This is a genomic window from Sphingobium sp. DC-2 (genome assembly GCF_000722555.1).
GTDB classification, from domain to species: domain Bacteria; phylum Pseudomonadota; class Alphaproteobacteria; order Sphingomonadales; family Sphingomonadaceae; genus Sphingobium; species Sphingobium quisquiliarum.
This window is the reverse complement of sequence record NZ_JNAC01000009.1, coordinates 23,391-40,618: the sequence shown is the minus strand read 5'-3', so window position 1 is coordinate 40,618 and position 17,228 is coordinate 23,391. Positions and strand designations below refer to the sequence as shown.

General features: G+C 60.4%; 22 protein-coding genes. 7 read left to right on the top strand and 15 right to left on the bottom strand.

The annotated features are described in order from the left end of the window. Positions 1-36 precede the first annotated feature (36 nt). The 6 genes from ET21_RS0102015 (at position 37) to ET21_RS0101985 (ending at position 3,228) form a co-directional block, all read left to right on the top strand. Complete coding sequence (locus tag ET21_RS0102015; protein ID WP_030538384.1) at positions 37-1,110, top strand: aromatic ring-hydroxylating dioxygenase subunit alpha; 1,074 nt, start codon at positions 37-39, stop codon at positions 1,108-1,110. A gap of 50 nt (positions 1,111-1,160) precedes the next feature. Further along, a complete protein-coding gene (locus ET21_RS27540) occupies positions 1,161-1,307 on the top strand; it encodes a hypothetical protein (RefSeq protein WP_156028994.1) in 147 nt (48 codons plus the stop codon). A gap of 151 nt (positions 1,308-1,458) precedes the next feature. Continuing rightward, positions 1,459-1,911, top strand: coding sequence for a hypothetical protein (locus ET21_RS27535; protein ID WP_156028993.1), 453 nt, complete (start codon positions 1,459-1,461; stop codon positions 1,909-1,911). Positions 1,912-1,916: 5 nt separating this feature from the next. Continuing rightward, positions 1,917-2,687 carry a DUF5131 family protein gene (locus tag ET21_RS0101995; RefSeq protein ID WP_030538382.1) on the top strand — a complete coding sequence of 257 codons (771 nt, stop codon included), beginning with the start codon at positions 1,917-1,919 and terminating at the stop codon, positions 2,685-2,687. Continuing rightward, positions 2,680-2,889, top strand: a complete 210-nt coding sequence (locus tag ET21_RS0101990) for a hypothetical protein (protein WP_030538381.1) — start codon at positions 2,680-2,682, stop codon at positions 2,887-2,889. Before ET21_RS0101995 ends, ET21_RS0101990 begins: the two co-directional genes overlap by 8 nt. A 150-nt stretch (positions 2,890-3,039) precedes the next feature. After that, a complete protein-coding gene (locus ET21_RS0101985; RefSeq protein WP_030538380.1) occupies positions 3,040-3,228 on the top strand; it encodes a hypothetical protein in 189 nt (62 codons plus the stop codon). Between the two features lie 169 nt (positions 3,229-3,397). On the opposite strand, the gene ET21_RS0101975 is transcribed toward ET21_RS0101985, so the two are convergent. The 8 genes from ET21_RS0101975 to ET21_RS0101940 all read right to left on the bottom strand — a co-directional run bounded on the left by ET21_RS0101975 (position 3,398) and on the right by ET21_RS0101940 (position 8,206). Further along, positions 3,398-3,907, bottom strand: coding sequence for a hypothetical protein (locus ET21_RS0101975; RefSeq protein WP_030538379.1), 510 nt, complete (start codon positions 3,905-3,907; stop codon positions 3,398-3,400). Between the two features lie 52 nt (positions 3,908-3,959). Beyond that, a complete protein-coding gene (locus ET21_RS0101970) occupies positions 3,960-4,217 on the bottom strand; it encodes a hypothetical protein (RefSeq protein ID WP_030538378.1) in 258 nt (85 codons plus the stop codon). Next, positions 4,214-4,777, bottom strand: coding sequence for a glycoside hydrolase family 19 protein (locus ET21_RS0101965; RefSeq protein ID WP_237751468.1), 564 nt, complete (start codon positions 4,775-4,777; stop codon positions 4,214-4,216). The genes ET21_RS0101970 and ET21_RS0101965 overlap by 4 nt, the downstream gene beginning before the upstream one ends. Positions 4,778-4,791: 14 nt before the next feature. After that, the gene (locus ET21_RS0101960) at positions 4,792-5,109 is read right to left on the bottom strand and encodes a hypothetical protein (RefSeq protein WP_156028992.1); all 318 of its coding nucleotides are present in this window, start codon (positions 5,107-5,109) and stop codon (positions 4,792-4,794) included. 80 nt (positions 5,110-5,189) lie between these two features. After that, positions 5,190-5,351, bottom strand: a complete 162-nt coding sequence (locus tag ET21_RS27530; protein WP_156028991.1) for a hypothetical protein — start codon at positions 5,349-5,351, stop codon at positions 5,190-5,192. Then, positions 5,335-5,553 (bottom strand): hypothetical protein, encoded by a 219-nt coding sequence (locus ET21_RS0101950; protein WP_030538375.1) that lies wholly within the window; start codon positions 5,551-5,553, stop codon positions 5,335-5,337. Before ET21_RS0101950 ends, ET21_RS27530 begins: the two co-directional genes overlap by 17 nt. Beyond that, positions 5,553-7,460, bottom strand: coding sequence for a hypothetical protein (locus ET21_RS26370; protein WP_156028990.1), 1,908 nt, complete (start codon positions 7,458-7,460; stop codon positions 5,553-5,555). The genes ET21_RS0101950 and ET21_RS26370 overlap by 1 nt, the downstream gene beginning before the upstream one ends. Then, a complete protein-coding gene (locus tag ET21_RS0101940; RefSeq protein ID WP_081856566.1) occupies positions 7,460-8,206 on the bottom strand; it encodes a phage tail protein in 747 nt (248 codons plus the stop codon). Before ET21_RS0101940 ends, ET21_RS26370 begins: the two co-directional genes overlap by 1 nt. A gap of 237 nt (positions 8,207-8,443) precedes the next feature. Between ET21_RS0101940 and ET21_RS0101935 the strand changes: the two genes are divergently transcribed. After that, a complete protein-coding gene (locus tag ET21_RS0101935; protein ID WP_156028989.1) occupies positions 8,444-8,653 on the top strand; it encodes a hypothetical protein in 210 nt (69 codons plus the stop codon). Between the two features lie 461 nt (positions 8,654-9,114). Here the strand turns inward: ET21_RS0101935 and ET21_RS0101930 are convergent, their stop codons facing one another. From ET21_RS0101930 to ET21_RS0101900, 7 genes are all read right to left on the bottom strand, one after another. Then, entirely contained in the window at positions 9,115-11,625 is a 2,511-nt protein-coding gene (locus tag ET21_RS0101930) for a hypothetical protein (RefSeq protein ID WP_030538371.1), read from the bottom strand. Beyond that, complete coding sequence (locus ET21_RS0101925; protein WP_156028988.1) at positions 11,625-12,488, bottom strand: hypothetical protein; 864 nt, start codon at positions 12,486-12,488, stop codon at positions 11,625-11,627. The genes ET21_RS0101930 and ET21_RS0101925 overlap by 1 nt, the downstream gene beginning before the upstream one ends. After that, positions 12,488-13,297 (bottom strand): hypothetical protein, encoded by an 810-nt coding sequence (locus tag ET21_RS25495; protein ID WP_051767915.1) that lies wholly within the window; start codon positions 13,295-13,297, stop codon positions 12,488-12,490. Before ET21_RS25495 ends, ET21_RS0101925 begins: the two co-directional genes overlap by 1 nt. 1 nt (position 13,298) lies before the next feature. Beyond that, a complete protein-coding gene (locus ET21_RS0101915) occupies positions 13,299-13,757 on the bottom strand; it encodes a hypothetical protein (protein ID WP_030538368.1) in 459 nt (152 codons plus the stop codon). Between the two features lie 75 nt (positions 13,758-13,832). Beyond that, the gene (locus ET21_RS0101910) at positions 13,833-15,749 is read right to left on the bottom strand and encodes a hypothetical protein (protein ID WP_030538367.1); all 1,917 of its coding nucleotides are present in this window, start codon (positions 15,747-15,749) and stop codon (positions 13,833-13,835) included. Continuing rightward, positions 15,746-16,438 (bottom strand): hypothetical protein, encoded by a 693-nt coding sequence (locus tag ET21_RS0101905; RefSeq protein ID WP_030538366.1) that lies wholly within the window; start codon positions 16,436-16,438, stop codon positions 15,746-15,748. The genes ET21_RS0101910 and ET21_RS0101905 overlap by 4 nt, the downstream gene beginning before the upstream one ends. Further along, complete coding sequence (locus tag ET21_RS0101900) at positions 16,439-17,173, bottom strand: hypothetical protein (protein WP_081856565.1); 735 nt, start codon at positions 17,171-17,173, stop codon at positions 16,439-16,441. Positions 17,174-17,228: the final 55 nt, after the last annotated feature.

The following is a 17,228-nucleotide window of genomic DNA, read 5'->3' as shown; positions in this document are numbered from 1 at the left end:
GAAAACAACGGCGATGCGCCTGGAGAGGAAAGAGCAATGTTTCTGAAAAACGCCTGGTACATGGCCGGCTGGAGCGAAACGCTGACCGAAAAGCCGCAAGGCATCCGAATGCTCGGAGAAAAGATCGCGCTGTTCCGGCTGGAAAATGGCGAGGTCGCGGCGATCGGCGACAGATGCCCGCATCGTTTCGCTTCGCTATCCGGCGGCGTGCTGGTGCAGAACACGCTGCAATGTCCCTATCATGGCCTGCGGTTCGATCGCTCCGGGGCCTGCGTCCACAATCCCCACCATGGCGGCATCATTCCTCCAGGCGCGGTGACACGCAGCTATCCGGTGGAGGAACGTCATCATGGAATCTGGGTGTGGATGGGTGCGCCGGAAGCCGCCGATCCCGCGCTCATTCCCGATCTTTCAATGCTCGATGCGCCCGAACTTGTGGGGACCAGGGGCTACCTCCATGTCCCGGCCGACTACCGGCTGGTGATCGACAACCTCATGGATCTGACACACGTCAATTATCTGCACCCTTTGCTGGGTATAGAAGATGCGGCCGCAAACACGCGGGTAAGCGTCGAGCAGGAGGGGCGCGATGTCTGGTCCTATATGTGGACCGACGGTAGCGAGTTGCCGCTCCTCTTCCAGATGTTATGGCGCGGGCCAAAGGGTAACGCGAAAATGCGCGGCCATATGCGCTGGACTGCCCCGGCGGCGCTGCTATTGGATTCAGGTGCAACGGAGATTGGCGGCGATCCCGGCGCCAGCATCTTCCTGCCCACCGCGCATCTCCTGACGCCTGAAACCGAAACCTCGACCCATTATTTCTGGACGCAGTATCGCGACGTCCTGACCGATGATGCCGAGTTGACCCAGCAAATTCACGCCGGAGTCGCTCACACCTTCGCGACTGAGGACGAGCCGATGATCGCGCAGGTCGCCGCGAACATGGATGGGCAGGATTTCTGGGACCTGCGCCCGGCCATTCTCAACACGGATGCGGGCGCGGTGCGCGCCCGGCGCTTGCTCGCCAAGCTGATCCGGGAGGAAGAAGCCGCAGCGGCTAAGGAGCCGGAGGGCGCGGGGCGGCCTGTCGAATCCGCCCTGCCCGCCTGAGGACTGGCAAATCCGCTGTTCCCGGCATCACTCCTCATGAGTGATGTATCATGTTCCGCAAGAATGTTTGCGTGGCTGGTGAACATGGCGAAACCGGCTTTGTCAGCAACTTTGCGAAATTCCAAAGCCGTTTGTTGCTGCCAACCGTCAGCGATCACGACACGGGCCTTGTAATGGCGCACCCAAGAGGCGTGTAATTATGAGACACGCCAAGGGGTTGGTTTGTCTAACGCGGCATAAATCGCGACGGAAATCTCAAGAAAACCCGACCTTCGTGGCTAACCCAAAACGGGCCGGAAAAGCTGTTAGCGCAGCCCCCGGCCCTAACCACACGATGGAGGGCATCGCATGGCTGAGTTCAGCAAAATAGAATGGACCGATCAGAAGGCAAGGCGCTACGGGCCTGCGCCCAAGCCCGCCCGTGACGGCGACCGGAAACAGGCGCGCCAACGTATCAATGTCGAGGTCCGCACGGGCCGACGCCCCCACCCAAACACTTTGCCATGTGCAGACTGCGGTCACTTGTGGTCCGAAGGTGGTCCGCGCCACGAATATGACCACCATCTAGGCTACGCCGCCGAACATCATCTGCACGTCGAAGCGGTCTGCGTTCCGTGCCATGCAAAGCGCGATAGCGTCAAAGCGCGCCAGACGCACTGCAAGCACGGGCATGAGTTCACCAGCGAGAACACGATCATCAAATCCAACGGCATGAGGCAATGCCGGGAGTGTAGGCGTGATTACGATAGGCGGCGCAGAGACGCATCCTATTGGCGGCAATACCGCGCAGAGAAGGGGTAACTGCCATGGGCGATACGACGAAAATCGAATGGGCTGATATGACTTTTAACGCATGGGTCGGCTGCACGAAAGTCAGCCCGGCTTGTGATAACTGCTACGCCGAGAACCTGATGGACACCCGCTATGGGCAAGTCCGGTGGGGTGCTGGTGAGCCTCGGCGGCGCACGTCCGCGAGCAATTGGAAGCACCCTCGCAGATGGCAGCGCCAAGCCGAGGCGGATGGCTCGCGCCCCTTCGTGTTCTGCTCGTCTCTGGCTGACGTGTTCGATAATGAGGTTGATGAGGAATGGCGCAGCGATCTGTTCAAGCTGATCGAGGAAACGCCTAACCTCGTCTGGCTGCTGCTGACCAAGCGCATAGGCAACGTCATGAAGATGACAGGCGGCGTCCTGCCCATCAATGCAGCGATCGGCGCAACCATGCCCAACCAGTATGAATATGACCGCGACCGGATGAAGCTATGGGAGGTGAAGCAAGAGGCGCGCCCGTTGTTCACATTTGGCAGCTTCGAACCGCTGCTAGGCCCGGTCATCCTCGACAAGTATGCGCCAGATTGGATCATCGTCGGCGGCGAAAGCGGGCAGAATGCGCGGCGCATGGATCTGGATTGGGCACGGTCGCTCAAGCGCCAGAGCGAAGAGTTGGGCCGCGTGTTCAACTTCAAGCAGGTAGGCGGCAAGGTATCTGACAAGGGCGGTCATGAATTGGACGGTCAGACCTATTTTGATCGGCCCTTTGTCGCCCGCCTTAACGGGAGTGAGGCAGCCCATGGATAAGCAAGAACTGATCGCGCGGGCTGATGCCGCGATTGCCAAGGATGACGATCACCTGACGGCACCTGATGAGCAGGATATGGCATGGCTGATAGCGCAGTTGGCTTGTTGGCCTACGCGGGTTGATCCAGACTGCACGACCAATATCCGGTTTCTCATGGTTAGCGCAGCAGCTTCCCTCCGCGCCTCACAGGAAGGGAAGTGATGGGCAAACCGATCATAGCGGCCATTGCCCATGCCACGCGCTGGGATACGCATTGCCCTGCCGAGTTGCCGCGACTGAGCCAGTGCGACAAGGTGCCATGCCCGATGCGGAAGCGATGCATCGAGGACCGCGAGAAAAGGAACCCCGCTAATGGCTGAGAAGGTGGATCAGAACCCGTTTCACTCGCGCTGGTGGCGTTGCTGGGAGGTGGCTGCATGGCCGCTCCGATACATCGGCATTATCCCCGTGCTGGTCCGTTGCCGCTGGACGCGCAGCAATGCCCGCATTGGCTTGGCATATATTGGCATCACCGCCCTTATGGAAGGAGAGGGGAGGTGACCGATAAGTGCGCCATGTGCTACGGCGATCGGCGGGGGGAATGTATCAGGCGCGGACGCTGTGTTTTCGAGTCCCGCAAGCTATCCGGCCCCACGCAATTCCTCGTCGGCGGCCTTATCGTTCTGGCTGTGTTGACGGTGGCGTTCGTTGGCTATGTGGCGAGTTAGGGCTACTCCACCTTATCCAGCGACAACGCCCAATCCCTCGCCGCTTGTAGCCTGGCGGTATTATCCGCACAGATCAGAGCGTCAGCCTGCGGGATCATCAGTTGCCCGACAGGAAGGACGGAAGGTCCACCGAGTCGGTCAACGCTTTCGGCGGCTTCGGCGGAGACGGGCAAATGGCTTCCGCCGGTCTCACGTTGAGCGGCTTGGTAGCGCAGGACGGCAGCGCGATACTGCTTGCCAAGGTCAGCAGCAGCAAGGTCCGCTTTCTCGCGTTCGGCTTCATATTCGGCTTCCTTCTTGATCTTCGCGGCATAGGCTTTGGCCGTCGCCTCCATCTGTGCACGCTCGTATTCCTTTCGGTCAGCCATGCGACCTGCCTTTTCCGCAGACAGGGACGATTTCAGCCCCGTGACGCGCAATTGCTGGACGCCGATGACCGCGAGTAGCAGGGCGAGGGCTATCAGCTTCCAGTGGGCGCGCAGGAGGCCAAGGGAGAATGGCAACAGGTTCATTCGTCACTCTCCCATGTGCAACCGTAGAAGATCAGGAGAGGGAGCAGGAAGATCATTCCCCCGTCCTCTCGATAACCTTGGCCCGCGCAATTTGCCGGTCCTTCAGAGCGATCGCCCCAGCGGTTGCGCCGATGCAGGCAGCGATACCCGCAGGGTAGGCAAGGCAGAAGCTATCGAAGGACGCTGTGATCTTGCCCGCCCATACCAGCGCGGGAGCCGACACGATGAACACGACCGAGCCGAACGCACCAATGATGCGCTGGATTTCGTAACTGCCGTTGATGCCTTTGAGGGCGTCGAGAATGGTCATGCCAGCAGCCCCTTCATCTTGCCGAGATACTGCTTGCGATCAGCCAGCCCATTAACTCCGCCATTCACCTTGCGCGTGATCGCTTCCAGATTGTCGGCATCGGCCAGCGCGTTCAGCCCCTTGCGCTTCCAATATTCACAGGCGATATGCAGGCCGATGGAAGGGATGGCGGCGATCTCTGGATGCTCTTCCAGATAGATCCCGATGGCCTGCCCATATTCCCGATAGTTGGCCCGGCCCGTTAGCTGAATCGGCCCGCGCCCTTTGTATCTCTTGCCGTCGCCGGGCTGCGTGTTACCGAGGTCGCGCCGGTTCTCGTAGGCGGCGCCGGAAGCGATTTCCTCCATGTAGCGGAAGCCGCCGCTTTCGTGGGATAGCTGGGCCATGAAGTGCGCGAGCCTGTTCTTGCTGTCCATGATCCCATAGGCCGGGAAGTGGACGTTGGCTGACAGCGCCAGTTCAACCGCTCGCCCCGTGTCGGCTCCGAGACGTTGAAACAGAGCGCGGAAGGTGTTGCGCCCGGGTATGCCATCGGCTGTGACGCCGAGATTGGCTTGCATGGGTTTCCAGTCTGTCATAGCCCCACCACCTTTGCCATCACCGCGAACCCGGCTCCGAGAGACGCAAGGGGAACGACACGCAGCGCCCACTCCGCCAGTTTGACACCGCCCCGCCGCTCGCTTTCCTTCGTTTCCAACGCCGACACCCGCACATCGAGCGCGGCTATCCTCGCCTTGTTTTCCGCTATTTGCTGGGGCAGATGAGATGACGCATCCACGGCTTTTGCCACGTCCTCGAACTTCTGCGCGAGATTGTTGAATTGGTGGACCAGTTCCCGAAGTTGCCCGCGCATTTCGCCTATCATCAAAGGTAAGGATTGATCTTCAGGCATGGGTATCATCCCCGCCCATCCATCGCCTTGATGCAGATTCAGTCTTGCAACCCATATTTTCCGACCCCGCTGTTGTTGCGCTATTCATCGCGGGTTGCCCCGACCCTTGGCGTTTTCGCCGTGTCCCGATCCAGCCAGAGCCAGAATAGCGGGTCCGACAGATGCGCTTCCCACTGCGCAGCCGCCATCTGCCCCGACAGGCGGCAGGCGAGGATCAGGCGATAATCATGTGCGGTCGTCATGGATGCCCCCGCGAAGCCGCCTGCGGAACCCTGCCACCTCTTCATCACCGGGGCAGATGCCTTCCGGCGCGGGCTTGGCGAACTCGCTCAACTGCCGCTTCTGGAAATAGGCCGCGAACTTTGGATCGCTCATCGCCTGCTGGATTTCAGGCTCGGACAGTTCGCGGGCGATGATTTTCTTGTATGTCTGCGCGTGCGTCATCAGCCAGCCCTCCAGTTGGCGCTATCGCTGAACACAGGTGTTCCCGACCCACCCCCGCCAGTCAGGGTGCCAAGGAAAGACGGGCTGCTGGCATCGCTGACGATCGCACGCTTGTGCGGCCAGAGCGAGGCAGAGGGGAGGCTTGCTACAGCGACGGCAACCCCGTTGACGAGGTTGTTGGTTCCCAGATTGTTCACCCGCAGCGAGTAATTCTTGTAGACGTTCGTGTCCGCGACTTCGCACAGCGCCGATCCAGAGAACATCTGAATAGGGAAGTCGATATAGGAGAAATAATTCCCCTGGATCAGCGTGTCGGTCGAAGCGCTGTTCGCCCCATTGATGCTGATACCGGTTTGCGACGGCGCTGTCTCGGTAGCCCCAAAGAAGCGGTTTAGCGCGACTATGTTGGTGGAAGGGAAGGTGAACGCCGCGTCGGAATTGTAGATTTCCAGCGCATTGAAGAACGCCTCGGACGGCGATGCGGCCGCATTGTAAAGCGTGTTCCCAACCACATGCACGTTATGCACGTTGTTGAAAATCAGGTCTTTCTTGTAGCAGTTGAGGTTGCTGTTCGTGACTGCAACCACATCGTGCACGGTGTCGAAATTCGCGACGATGCCATAGTTGCTGAAGATGCCAAGGAAGCCGTCAATGAACAGCCCTTCCATCCCCAAGCCAACACCGCCAGCCAGCGCGTTCAGACAGGTGTCGAAGAACTGCGCGCCGCAGTTGCGAACAAACATATCAATCGGCTGCTCGTCGCCGTCGATGATGAACGCCTTGGAGCCGCTGACGATCGGGCGTTTGTTCGCTGCCTTCACCCCGTCCAGCAGCATATTGGTGCAGTTGGTCAGATGGAAGGCTGTCATGAAGCCCTTGGTGTCGCTGGACCCGCGAGCCTGCACGTTGCGCATGTAGAGCGTGCGGAACTCGCCGCTGATATAGTCCCGGCCTGAATAATCCACCGCCAGCAGCGGGCCGGTGTGCAGCGTGTCGTCCGTTACCAGCAGCAGGTCTTGAAGCGATGCCTGGTTGTTGGGATAGGATACCGAGCCGCCGTTGATCTGTATCTGGGCGTTGCTGTTGAGGTGGATGCGGCTGCTTCCCGATCCATGCCCGCGCATTGCAATGCCGCCCGTGCGGGTCACGGTAGCATCGATCCCGACAGGACAGGCGGGCATCTGGATTGCCCCGTTCGTCGGCATCTCATCAAGCATGTTGCCGACAAGATCGGTCACATCTCCACCACTGGCGACGCTCGCCTTCAGTTCCTTGCCATCCTTGGCCGCAACGATACTTTGAGGGGTGGGGAAGTAGAAGGTGGAGCCGCTAAACTCAGGATCGGTGATCGGGGCCTTTTCCTCAATCGCCGCCTCACTCTCCTGGAACCACTGCTTGGCCGTTCCATTGTCGGAGAGGATGGTGCCGGGGGTGGTGCCCATGTTGGCGTCGGTGGCGGGGATGCCGACTGCTGTGGCGTTGACCTTGGTGGCTGCGCTGGGAATGGAGTCTAGAGCCGCCTGCACGGCAGTGCTGACCGGCTTGTCCATATCCGCGGTGTTGTTGACGTTCCCAAGACCGATGACCGCCTTGTCCAGCGTCTGGAATGTCTTGTCGCCGCGATAATATTGCGCAGAGGTGCCGGGGGTAACAAGCGGCTCCTTGCCAGCAATCGCGCTATCAAAGCCGCGTGCGTCGATTGCCTGCTTAACGCGCAAGGCTGTCACGCGCTTGGTGTTGTCGGTCCCGGCTTCAGCATCGGCCTGAGACGCTAACGGGATTGCGGCATCCACAACCTGGATAGGCGTTGCCTTGTCCACCGTGACGCCATTATCCACCATGATCGAGGCGCTGGTCGGGACAGACGGAGCAGCAGGGAGGTCTTTGGGGCGAATTGGGTCAGCCATTACGCGGCCCTCGCTTTGATGATCTTGTTGAAGATGATGGTGGGCTGCACGTTATTGTGCGCGGCCCCGGAGCCTTGAGCGGCGATGCTGTGGGTATGGTCGCCTACCGTAGAGGTCAGGCCCATATCTGCGGGCACGGTGTTGCCGCGCAGCGTGTATTCGCTGTCACCCGAAGCCGGGCCGTTATAAGCGATTGTCTGGCCGCCTGTTAGATTGGTGCCAGAGGTGGTGCTGTTGACCGCGTTGTGCTGGTGACTCCCTGCGCCACCAGTGCTGCCTCCATGGTTGTGGCTGGGCATCTCATTGGTGGAGAGAGTATGCGTTTCCGCGCCGCCCGATGCGCCAAGCGTGTCGCCATTCAACGGAACAGTCAGGCGATTGGCGGAAGTGCCGCCCATGTCATCCTTGCCTGCCGATACGCGGCCACGACAGTCAGGCACGTTGAAGGTGGTTGAGCCGTTGCCGATGCCGTAGGCGGTGCCGATCGCTGCGAAGAGGGTGGCATATTCGGTGCGCGAAACAGCCTGACCGTAGCAGAGCAGGAAGCCGTCAGGGGCTACGGTGCCCGCGAAGTCGATCAAGCACCCGACAGGAAGCCCCGCCTGACCAACCGTCGCAACATCGGTGGGAAGGGTGCCGGGAGACACATTCTGGATCGGATAGCCGCCCATTTCGAGGGGCGCACGCATTCCTCCCGCGCCGTTCCGGTCAAGAGAGTTGCCGAGCGTTGCGGCAATGTCCTGCATGGCAGGATTGTGCTGGCTTGGCAGGATCGTATCGCCGGAATTGACCAGCGTCCCCGGAGGGAGGTTGTAGCTGCCATCAGTAGAACGAGGAATGGCCCGGCTCCTTGCATCAGGAGCGCGAAAGTTGGGCCAGTCACGCGGTGGAATTTGAGGGGGATATTAGCAGGTGCGAATCGGGTAGGCAACTGGCATACGCCCTCAGCTTGTGGCGATTCGTCAAGTGCTTAGGGGGCGAGATTGGCTGATCCGAAGATCATGGCCGCCAACGAGCGGGCTAAGGCGATTTGCTCGTTGGTGATGAATTTAGCTGGCGTACTGATTGCATACACCATTGGCGAGGCTGCCTTGAAAGAGCCCAAGCCAATTATGATTTTGTGGCTGCTCGTAAGTGTTGCTATGATCCTAGCGGCGCTGAAGACGCTCGACCTTATACAGGCGGAGAATTGACGTGGACGACTTTGCAGGGCTCATACCCGCAATTGCCGGTTTGACCATCGCCGCAGCGGGCTATGGGATGGCTTGGCTGTCCGCCACACGCGCGCGCCAAGATAAGGAGGCGAGGCAGTCGGCTGCAAAGCCTGCGCCAAAGGCATCCCCGCCGAAGACGCACGCCTTCGATATTACGGGACAGGTCTTCGCCACCATGACTGGCCCACGACCTGCGCGACCGAGCAAGGTTAAGCCGAGCGCCGCAGTTCTTGCTCGCAGGCAAGCCAGAGCGATGCAGAGCGGTCGGCGCTACAGCAAGTCCCAAGGCCGCGCTTCCCTGCCTGATTGAGTCTTATCTCTCAATAGGGTAGGGAAGGGGGATGACCTCATTCCAAGGGACAATGCTGTCGCTCTTCCTGGCGGCCTTGATTCGTCCGGTCATCAAGCATCATTGGCGCAGGTGGAAGGAACGCAGAGCCTTATTGCGTTCCATAGCCGAGCAGCAGAGCCGCCCCAACGTCCCCGCCAATAGCCCTGCTGTCATAGATCTTGTTCCCGATGGAGCGGGCGGCTTCCGACCGGCTGAGTAGGAACTTCTCCAGCGCAGTCCTTCCCGTCTTGGTTGAGGACGCGCCGAGCAGAGCCATAGGCACCGCCAATTCCGTTGGGATGTAATCGGTCGCCTCGCCTGCTGCCGCCGTGCCACCAAGCGCAGCGGGGAGAACCCACGTGGCCAGCGCGCGATCGGTCGTTCCGCTGTTGGGGACTGTGGAAGGTAGCACCGCCTGCGCATTCTCCTGCAACTCTGCGAAGGGCATATCCCCGCGAGCAGCCGCACGCTTTCCTGCATACTTCTTGGTGTTTGCGCGCGATGCCTGCCCAAGCTGCGCCGGAGTGAACACGCCTGGCCCGTCGCTGCCGTTCAGTGCTTTCAGAACGGCATCCTCTAGAACAGAGAGGTTGCCGTAGGCCTTGTTGCCAGCGGTCAACGCATCCGTGACGCCGGGAGCCTGCTCCCGCGCTAATCCGGTCAGAGCCTCTTCGACAGAGCGCAGAGATGCAGCGGCATCATTTCCACGCAGCCCGTCCTTGCGGATCAGGCCCTTGGCATCTTTCCGAAGCCCGCTGATCGCAGTCTGGAACCCACGCCCGGTCATAGCCCCATCCTCGCCAAAGTTGGCAAGCGCCTGGGCGACGGAATAGCCAACATCTTCGCCCATGTTTGGAACCCGCTGCCCTGCGGCCAAGGCGGCGGCCACGCTCTCATCTAGCGCTGGCGTTCTCGCGAGGCGAACTCCGGACAGGGAGTCATCATAATACTGGCTGATAAGGTCTTGGGCTTGTTCGATAGCGTCACCGCCGATCGTGCCCTGCACTTGGGCATTGATCGGCTCCAGAGCTTCGCGAAAAGCTGCTTGGTTGAATGCCTCATACCCCTCCTGCCGACGCTGCCGAATGGCATCACCAAGCAGCGGCACGGACTCCATCTTGTCTTCAATGCCTTTGATGGCACGACCCGCCAAGCCACCTTGGCTCAGCATCTGCCCGCCTGTTAGAGGAATGCCTGACTCCTGAAGGGCGCGAACCACTGGATCGGACACACCGCGAACAGCGCGGCCCGCGCCGCCAACGAGCGCGCTCCCGACCACATTGCCTGCGCCCGCCAGACCCGCGCCCATGAGTGCCCCCGCAACGCGATTTCCGTCCTCAGCCTCCCCAGCCCCTGTTGCAGCACCGAAAGCAAGGTCGGGGATAATCCCGCCCCCCACTTTGGCCGCCCTGGCAAGCATGGGAATGCTTCCCATCAGGCCGCCCGTCAGTTCCGTTCCGACTGCCGCGCCTGTGATGCCTCCCAGCGCAGATGCGACGGGATGATCCTGCCAGGCTAGATCCTTCGCAGCCTGCACCCGGCTTGCGTCACCACCGAAGAAATCCACAATCTCATCAAGGCCGCCAGCCGTCGCCCCATTTATAGCTGCGCCGCCATAAGCCCCGAAGGGTGACGCTGCCACGCCACTCCAAATGCTACCTTCGCCTTGCGGGCTGTTGACCGCAACGTCCTGCTGGCCACCCTGAGTATAATAATCGACCGCCGCCTGAATTTCGCTGTCAGGGATACTCAGGCCGCGCGCCGCCACGTAATCGCGGATTCCCTGTGCGCCGAGCGTCCGCGCATTCTTCGAAAGGAACGCGCGGTCTGCGGGCGAAAGGAGGGGCTGGCCTCCATTGGGGTCAATGACCGGTGCAGAAGGCCCGCTGCCACCACCGCCACCAGCGGCGGGCAGCGCGCCAGCAACGGCATTGACCGTGCCAACTGTCGCAGAACCCTGTTGGCCAGAAATCTCTGCGTCCAAGCGGCGGCGGATATTGCCCAGCTTCTCCTCGATCTGAAGATCGCTATCAGTCGAAAGCGGGCGGTTGGCCTCTACAAACGCGCGCAGTTCCGCGTCAGACTGCGAACCGACACCTGGCACGCGGAACGCGCCAAGCGCCTGTTCAGCAAGCCCAGCGCCAGACGTATCAAACTGCCCCAATTTCTCATTGAGGAAGCCCGGAACGAACCTGTTCAACTGGTTCGGAGCGCCACCCTTCAGATTGGTGGAGTAGAGGCTTTCCACGCGGTCAAGCTGTCCGCGCAGGGCCTGTAGGCGCCTCATGCGGTCAGACTGCTCTTGTGCAGCCTTACGGGCCCCGTCGGCCATCGCGGGGTCCGCAGGACCGCCAGGAATGAACGACATTGTGCCGTCAGGATTGCGCTGAAAGCCAGCGGGTGGCTTGTTCATCTGCTCGCGCTGCCGGGCCTCAGCTTCAGCGGCTAGAGCGGCCTGCTGTTGAGCGATCCAGAGGCGCTGGCGCTCAATCTGCTGGTCCTCTTCCTTCCGCGCCTCCTCCTTGGCCTTCCACGGGTTGCGGATAACCACAGCCCCACCCGAGCGTGGCGCTGGCTGCGATGCCCCAGAAGTCGCGCTATCAAACCAGTCCTGCGCCATTATTTCTTCACTCCGCGCCGCCCGTCAGGGCTGATAACCATCGTTCCTACGGGAACACGCGCCATCTCCTCAGCCGATGTGACGAGGACAGGCGTTCCTTCGCGCTTCTGCCATTGCGGGAACATTGAGCCGAATGCGCCCATCTGATCGACCGTGAGGTGCGGCACGCCAGGGCCTGCCGAAGCCGGGGGCGGACTTCCAACCGGCCCCGGCGACGGTGAGATAGTCTGATCACCTCCTCCCCTTAGATAATCCCCAAAAGCCGATTGCCGACCAGCGAAGAAGTCACCCGTGGGCAAGGTTGCTGTCACAAAGGGATCATTCTTCGCCGTGATCATGTTGCGCACCTGCGCCTGGTACTCGGGTGTCCCCGGCTGATACCCTCCCGCTTCAAGCATCTGCTCGAACTCGAACGGATTGCGCGGCTTCGGATTGCGGCGCTCCATGATGTCACCAGCCAGAGAGGCAAGTATCCTGTCACCGCTCGACACCGCGCCCGCCAAGTCTGCATTCTCAGGGCCAAGCATCTGGGCGATCATTGCGGCCCGATCAGCGTTTGCGGCTTCCTCACGCTTGTCGGCTCGTCGCTCCCGCAGGCCGCCCATCAGGCCATTCATCGCTCGCGCGAGACCTTGCGTCCAATGGCCTACGGGTGATGTATCAGAGCCTGATGCCAATAGCGCCGCTGCAACATCATGTTCGCGCGCGATCTGGTCTGGCGTGAGCCTCGCTCCACCTTGCCCCCACACAAAGGCACCGGCAGGCTGGTTCTGTGGCAACCCGTCACCAATGCCCGGCGTGCCGTAGCTGCCGGGCTTAATGTCGAATGGGCTACCTGGAAGAGAGAAAGAGCGCAGCATCATCAGAACAGCTTCCCGAAGCCACCGGCAGCGCCCGCCGCGCCAAGCAGGCCACCCGCCAAGCCAAAGATGCCGCCCATCCCAGCCTGATAATTTGCCATATCCGCCTGATATTTCTGGTTGACCAATCCTGTGTAATCAACACCAGCAACCTGCGAAGACGGGGTGCCGACATACCCAGCAGAGGGGCTTTGAATTTGCGAGCCAGAAAGTAGCGCGCTGATTTCATTGATCGGCTGCGCCCGCGTGGCCATCGCCTCGTTGAACGCCTGACCGCGCCCTTGAAGCATAAGCTGGTTCATCTGGTCGCTCTGGTTCTGGCCGATGCGTGTCATTTCGCGCTCATAAGCCGCCGTGCCAGGACGCAAGCCGCTATTGATCAGTTGGGATCGCAGCCCTTCCGTAGCCTGCTGCTGCTGGGGCAGGATGCGAGACGATGCCAGATCATAGGCCCAATCCGCCGCATCCTGGTTGTTGAACTCGAACGGCTTGGCCAGATAATCTTTCATGAAGTCGGACTGCTGCACCGCCAAGTCAGCAAGGTTCGTCTGCGCCTCGGTTGTGCGGTCAAAAATACCCTGCTGTTCAGGGGAATAGCTGGTCGTTTGGGTGTAGGTGGGGATCGTGTGCGTTTTGCCGAATGCATCGGTGAACTGCGTCGATCCGGTGGGTGAATAGGTCGTACTCCCCCACGGCCCAACCTGATTGACCATATTGATCATCTGCTGGGCTTGGGCCGTACTGATGTTCGAAGCCGTCTGCATCGCGGCGGTCTTCTTCGGATCTGGTGCTGACGGCGCGCTCTTGCCCACTTCAATGCCTCATATATGGCGAGGCTTTCCAGGCCTCTTCGGTCAGGATGGAAACAACTTCAGCAGGCGCGTTGCGACCACGAAGACGGGGGATCACATATTCAACCGCTCCTACCGCCTTCCACATGCGGCGGAGATCGCAGCGATCTTCCGCATGACGCGCGATAACAGCCTGACACCCAAGCTGGTCGAAAGCGATGCTATACATTTCCCGAAGCACCGGGCGGGCAAGCCATCGCTTCGAGACAGCGCCTGCCGACATTTCGACCACACCGGCTTGCGGATCGTAGTTATGGTAAACCACCCCGGCGATCAGGCCCTCATTCTGAAACACGCCCAGCGTGCAATAGCGATCGAAGCGGCCAGGCTCGCCCCAAATGCGCGACGATGCGAAGTCGGCAACTGCCGCGTTCGCTTCCGGCTCTACGCTATTGGAAAAAAGGGCGGTCTGAAGGGTCAATGTGCTTCCTCATTAGGGAAGCGCAGAGATGGGCCAACCGCGCCAAAGATTGATGGAAAACTAGCATAGCGGATTCTACGTTACAAGTTCCGCTGTATTATACAGCAGTTCAAGCCGCACGATTTCGTCATCCAGCGGCATGATAGACCCGCTCGACACCTGATAGCCCAGCGACAGGGCATATCCCATGCCGCCCACGCTCTCCCATTCCTGATTGATCTTCTGCGGCGTCGTCGCGCCCCATACCGATTGCCCCCAGACGCCGGTGCCCCAGCTATTCTCGCTCGTCAGGATGGTGGCGTTCGGAGCCGCGCCGGTATCCTCGTCATAATCGGACTGAAGTGTGAGCTTGCCCTGTGTCGCCCCATTGGCGCGGGTCACGGCGCGCCCCACCGTGCCGATCTTGGCCGATGAGGGCGAACCAAGATCCGTGAACAGCGGCACGACCTTGCCAGTGAACACCTCTCCCGCATCCGTCCCCGATGTGTTGGCGATGAACACCTTCCCATCATCACCGCCGAAATAGAGAACACCCTGAAACGCCTCCATGGCGCTGGCCTGCCACCCGGTGAACCGCGCCCACGCGCCGGTTTCCGTGTTGGAGACGAACATCACAGGGTCAGCGCCACCCTCCAGCTTCGGCGGGGCAATGATGGCCATCTTCTGCTCTGACCAGATCTCGCACTGCCATTCGGACATGCCGCGCAGGGTAGTGGCGTCCGACCAGGCGTCAGCGATGCGATAGGAGACCGTAGCAACCGCCAGAGAGGTAACATCAAGGTTCACAGCCTTGGAGAGCGGGACCAGGCCCACGCTGGTGGCAATCGCTATGTCGCCGCCACCCCGGAAATGGGCACGCGGGCCGAGCGGCTTGCCGATGCGATAGGTGCCGACCTTGGCCCAGTCATTCGCTTCAGACGGATTGCCGCCCTGATAGACAGCAACTTCACCTTCAGATGAGACGAAGATGCACTGTTCCGATAGCCCCGCATCCGCCGTCCCGTCCAGCGACCAGGCCGAGCCGAACAGCAGTGAACCGCCGCGCCCGAACACGCCGGCCAACGGAAAGAAATCGGTTGCGCCGCCTACCGCGTCGACGTCCTGCATGTAATGGGCCGTCATGCTGTTCTTGCGCACGAAAAACAGGCGGTTCTTATAGGCCCAGACATAGGACATGTCGGCGCTGGTGTAGGTGCCGAAGTCAGGACCGGGAACGATCAGCGTTGCCGCACCGTCGATCTGGCCTTCGCCGCCGAGCGAGCCGGTCAGAGGCTCATTGTCAGTGAATGGGCCGCTGATGTCGATCAGTTGCAGCGTGGCCGTCCCGCCGCCGCCTGCGATGACACGGGAGACCTTGGCTGTCGCCCCAGAGGTGCCGCCCGTGACGATCTCGCCATCCTGAAAGGCATCTGTCACGCCATCGATGTGTTGAGACGACACACCGCCCTTGACCAGCGGAAAGAAGTCGTCGCCATCAAAGATGAAGCCGGTATCGGAGCCATTGACGCCGATCAGGTAGACATCGCCGCTGGTGGCGAACTGCACCACGCTCCACTTGCCGCTGGTGAAGCCCTGCGCAATGTCGAGGCCTTCAGTCCCCTGTACGCCGAACCAGTCGCCGTTTTCCGTGACGATCAGAGCCTCTTCATCGGTGATCATGTCCCACGAATAGGGGAACGTCACAGAGGTTATGTGATAGATCTTGTCAGCCGTCGCCGCGAACAGCTTCTGGTTGTCGCCATTCATGTAGGAGAACAGCGAAAGGCAGGGGCTGGAGCCGTCGCCCAAGGTGCAATAGAGTTGCTTGCCCCGACGCAGCTTCACGCTGGAAGATTTGGGAAAGAAGTTGTCGAGGACCGCAGCGCCAGGCCCTTCGACCGATCCCGGCTCAGACAGGTTTCGATTTGCCACCCAGCCCGCGACAGGGGCGGGGAATTTGAAGCTCTGCGACTTGCGGGGCTTGGGTCGCGTCTGCCGCCGCGCGTATGTCACCGGGCAATCCCGCTATAGGCTAGAGAGGTATTGGGAATGCGCCGTGTACCGCCGAAGCGCTGGATCTGTGAACCCTTGTCCTTGGCCGCATATTCGTCCAGCGCCTTGATGAAAGCTTCTTGGTCTCCAGTGGCATCTAAGCCTTTGTTCTCGCGCCACCGCCAGACGATGCCCAGCGTCAACAGCCGCTCAGGCAGCACGAAGCTATCCGTGTCGCTCGTGAAGGCCGATTTAGGCGATGTGTCAGCCGCCGTGGCTATCTGGTTGCTGATATAGGGGAACGTAGCCCCACTGGCCTGCGGAGCGGGCGAGAAGCGCAACTGATTGCCGTAAATGATCCATCCGCCAGGGTAGGGGGTGAATCCACGCGCCTGGTCGAACAAAAAGCTGTTGATGTCGGTAAAGCCGGAATAGCCCCATGCCCAATTCTGCAAGTCCTGAAGGCTCGCATTCTGGAGCATCCGGTCGTAGTCGGGCGGCAACGGGAACTCGGTCGTTGAACCGTCCCCCGTCACCGTCCACACCCGCTGCAATGCCTGCCAGTCCTGATATTTGGCAATATCCTGCGCCACCTCATTGGCCCAATCGCAAACCTCCGCCTCAAAATTCCCGGCAGCGCCGAAGAACACAGTAGGCTTACGACCGATCAGGCGAAGGGCGGCGCTTTGCAAGGCTGGCAGGATCGCCATTTATGCCGCCATCAACTCTTCAAGGCTGCGGATCAGGGTATCGCGCGACGGATTACCCTTGGGCTTCGAACCCGCGATCTTGGCGATTTCCTCTTTCAACTGGTCGTCGGTCATATCCTCATAACCGTTGGGCAGTTCCGGTTCAGCCGCCTGCATGACGTTCGACAACGGCGCATCCTGCTTGCCCTGAAGTTCCGCCAACTGGCGCTTGAGTTCGTTAATCTCGCTCTGCTGCTGCGAACCATCCCGGCGCGCATCCATGAAGCGCTGCGCCATGGGCTTCAGATCATTGGCGTGGATGCCCAGACGCTTCACAGCGGGGCCTTCGAGATGGACAAGCTGCTCAATCGAATAGATCGACAGAGCGCGGCAGATCGAAAGCTGGGCCTGACTGATGCCATAGGGCAGCAATTCTTCCAGAGGGGTTCCTTCAGCCTGCTGCTCAGCGCCCGCGACGAACGCGGCATACTGGTTCTTATAGCGCTCGGCCCAGGTGATGACCCGGCCCGTATCCTCATCGACGGTGCATTGCTCATCGACGCCGAATACCGGCTTGTATTGCGGGTTGGCGGGAAAGCGGATTTCGACCACAGGCTTTAGCTCATAAACAGGCTTTCCCTGGAGCTTGCTCTGCGGCTCGTTGAAGACGTTGAGATATTTGAAATAAGGCGTCCCCGGAGCGTAGCGCTCGCCAGGAATTTTCATCTCTTCGCGGGGAATCTCATTCCATTGCATCGGTCTGGTCCTTCATTGAGGAAATGGCGGGACACCATGCCCCGCCATCCTTTTC

Coding starts and splice junctions, on each gene's coding strand:
- ET21_RS0102015 (WP_030538384.1), top strand. CDS start 37: ATGTTTCTGAAAAACGCCTGGTACATGGCCGGCTGGAGCGAAACGCTG.
- ET21_RS27540 (WP_156028994.1), top strand. CDS start 1,161: ATGTTCCGCAAGAATGTTTGCGTGGCTGGTGAACATGGCGAAACCGGC.
- ET21_RS27535 (WP_156028993.1), top strand. CDS start 1,459: ATGGCTGAGTTCAGCAAAATAGAATGGACCGATCAGAAGGCAAGGCGC.
- ET21_RS0101995 (WP_030538382.1), top strand. CDS start 1,917: ATGGGCGATACGACGAAAATCGAATGGGCTGATATGACTTTTAACGCA.
- ET21_RS0101990 (WP_030538381.1), top strand. CDS start 2,680: ATGGATAAGCAAGAACTGATCGCGCGGGCTGATGCCGCGATTGCCAAG.
- ET21_RS0101985 (WP_030538380.1), top strand. CDS start 3,040: ATGGCTGAGAAGGTGGATCAGAACCCGTTTCACTCGCGCTGGTGGCGT.
- ET21_RS0101975 (WP_030538379.1), bottom strand. CDS start 3,907: ATGAACCTGTTGCCATTCTCCCTTGGCCTCCTGCGCGCCCACTGGAAG.
- ET21_RS0101970 (WP_030538378.1), bottom strand. CDS start 4,217: ATGACCATTCTCGACGCCCTCAAAGGCATCAACGGCAGTTACGAAATC.
- ET21_RS0101965 (WP_237751468.1), bottom strand. CDS start 4,777: ATGCAAGCCAATCTCGGCGTCACAGCCGATGGCATACCCGGGCGCAAC.
- ET21_RS0101960 (WP_156028992.1), bottom strand. CDS start 5,109: ATGCCTGAAGATCAATCCTTACCTTTGATGATAGGCGAAATGCGCGGG.
- ET21_RS27530 (WP_156028991.1), bottom strand. CDS start 5,351: ATGACGACCGCACATGATTATCGCCTGATCCTCGCCTGCCGCCTGTCG.
- ET21_RS0101950 (WP_030538375.1), bottom strand. CDS start 5,553: ATGACGCACGCGCAGACATACAAGAAAATCATCGCCCGCGAACTGTCC.
- ET21_RS26370 (WP_156028990.1), bottom strand. CDS start 7,460: ATGGCTGACCCAATTCGCCCCAAAGACCTCCCTGCTGCTCCGTCTGTC.
- ET21_RS0101940 (WP_081856566.1), bottom strand. CDS start 8,206: ATGCAGGACATTGCCGCAACGCTCGGCAACTCTCTTGACCGGAACGGC.
- ET21_RS0101930 (WP_030538371.1), bottom strand. CDS start 11,625: ATGGCGCAGGACTGGTTTGATAGCGCGACTTCTGGGGCATCGCAGCCA.
- ET21_RS0101925 (WP_156028988.1), bottom strand. CDS start 12,488: ATGATGCTGCGCTCTTTCTCTCTTCCAGGTAGCCCATTCGACATTAAG.
- ET21_RS0101905 (WP_030538366.1), bottom strand. CDS start 16,438: ATGGCGATCCTGCCAGCCTTGCAAAGCGCCGCCCTTCGCCTGATCGGT.
- ET21_RS0101900 (WP_081856565.1), bottom strand. CDS start 17,173: ATGCAATGGAATGAGATTCCCCGCGAAGAGATGAAAATTCCTGGCGAG.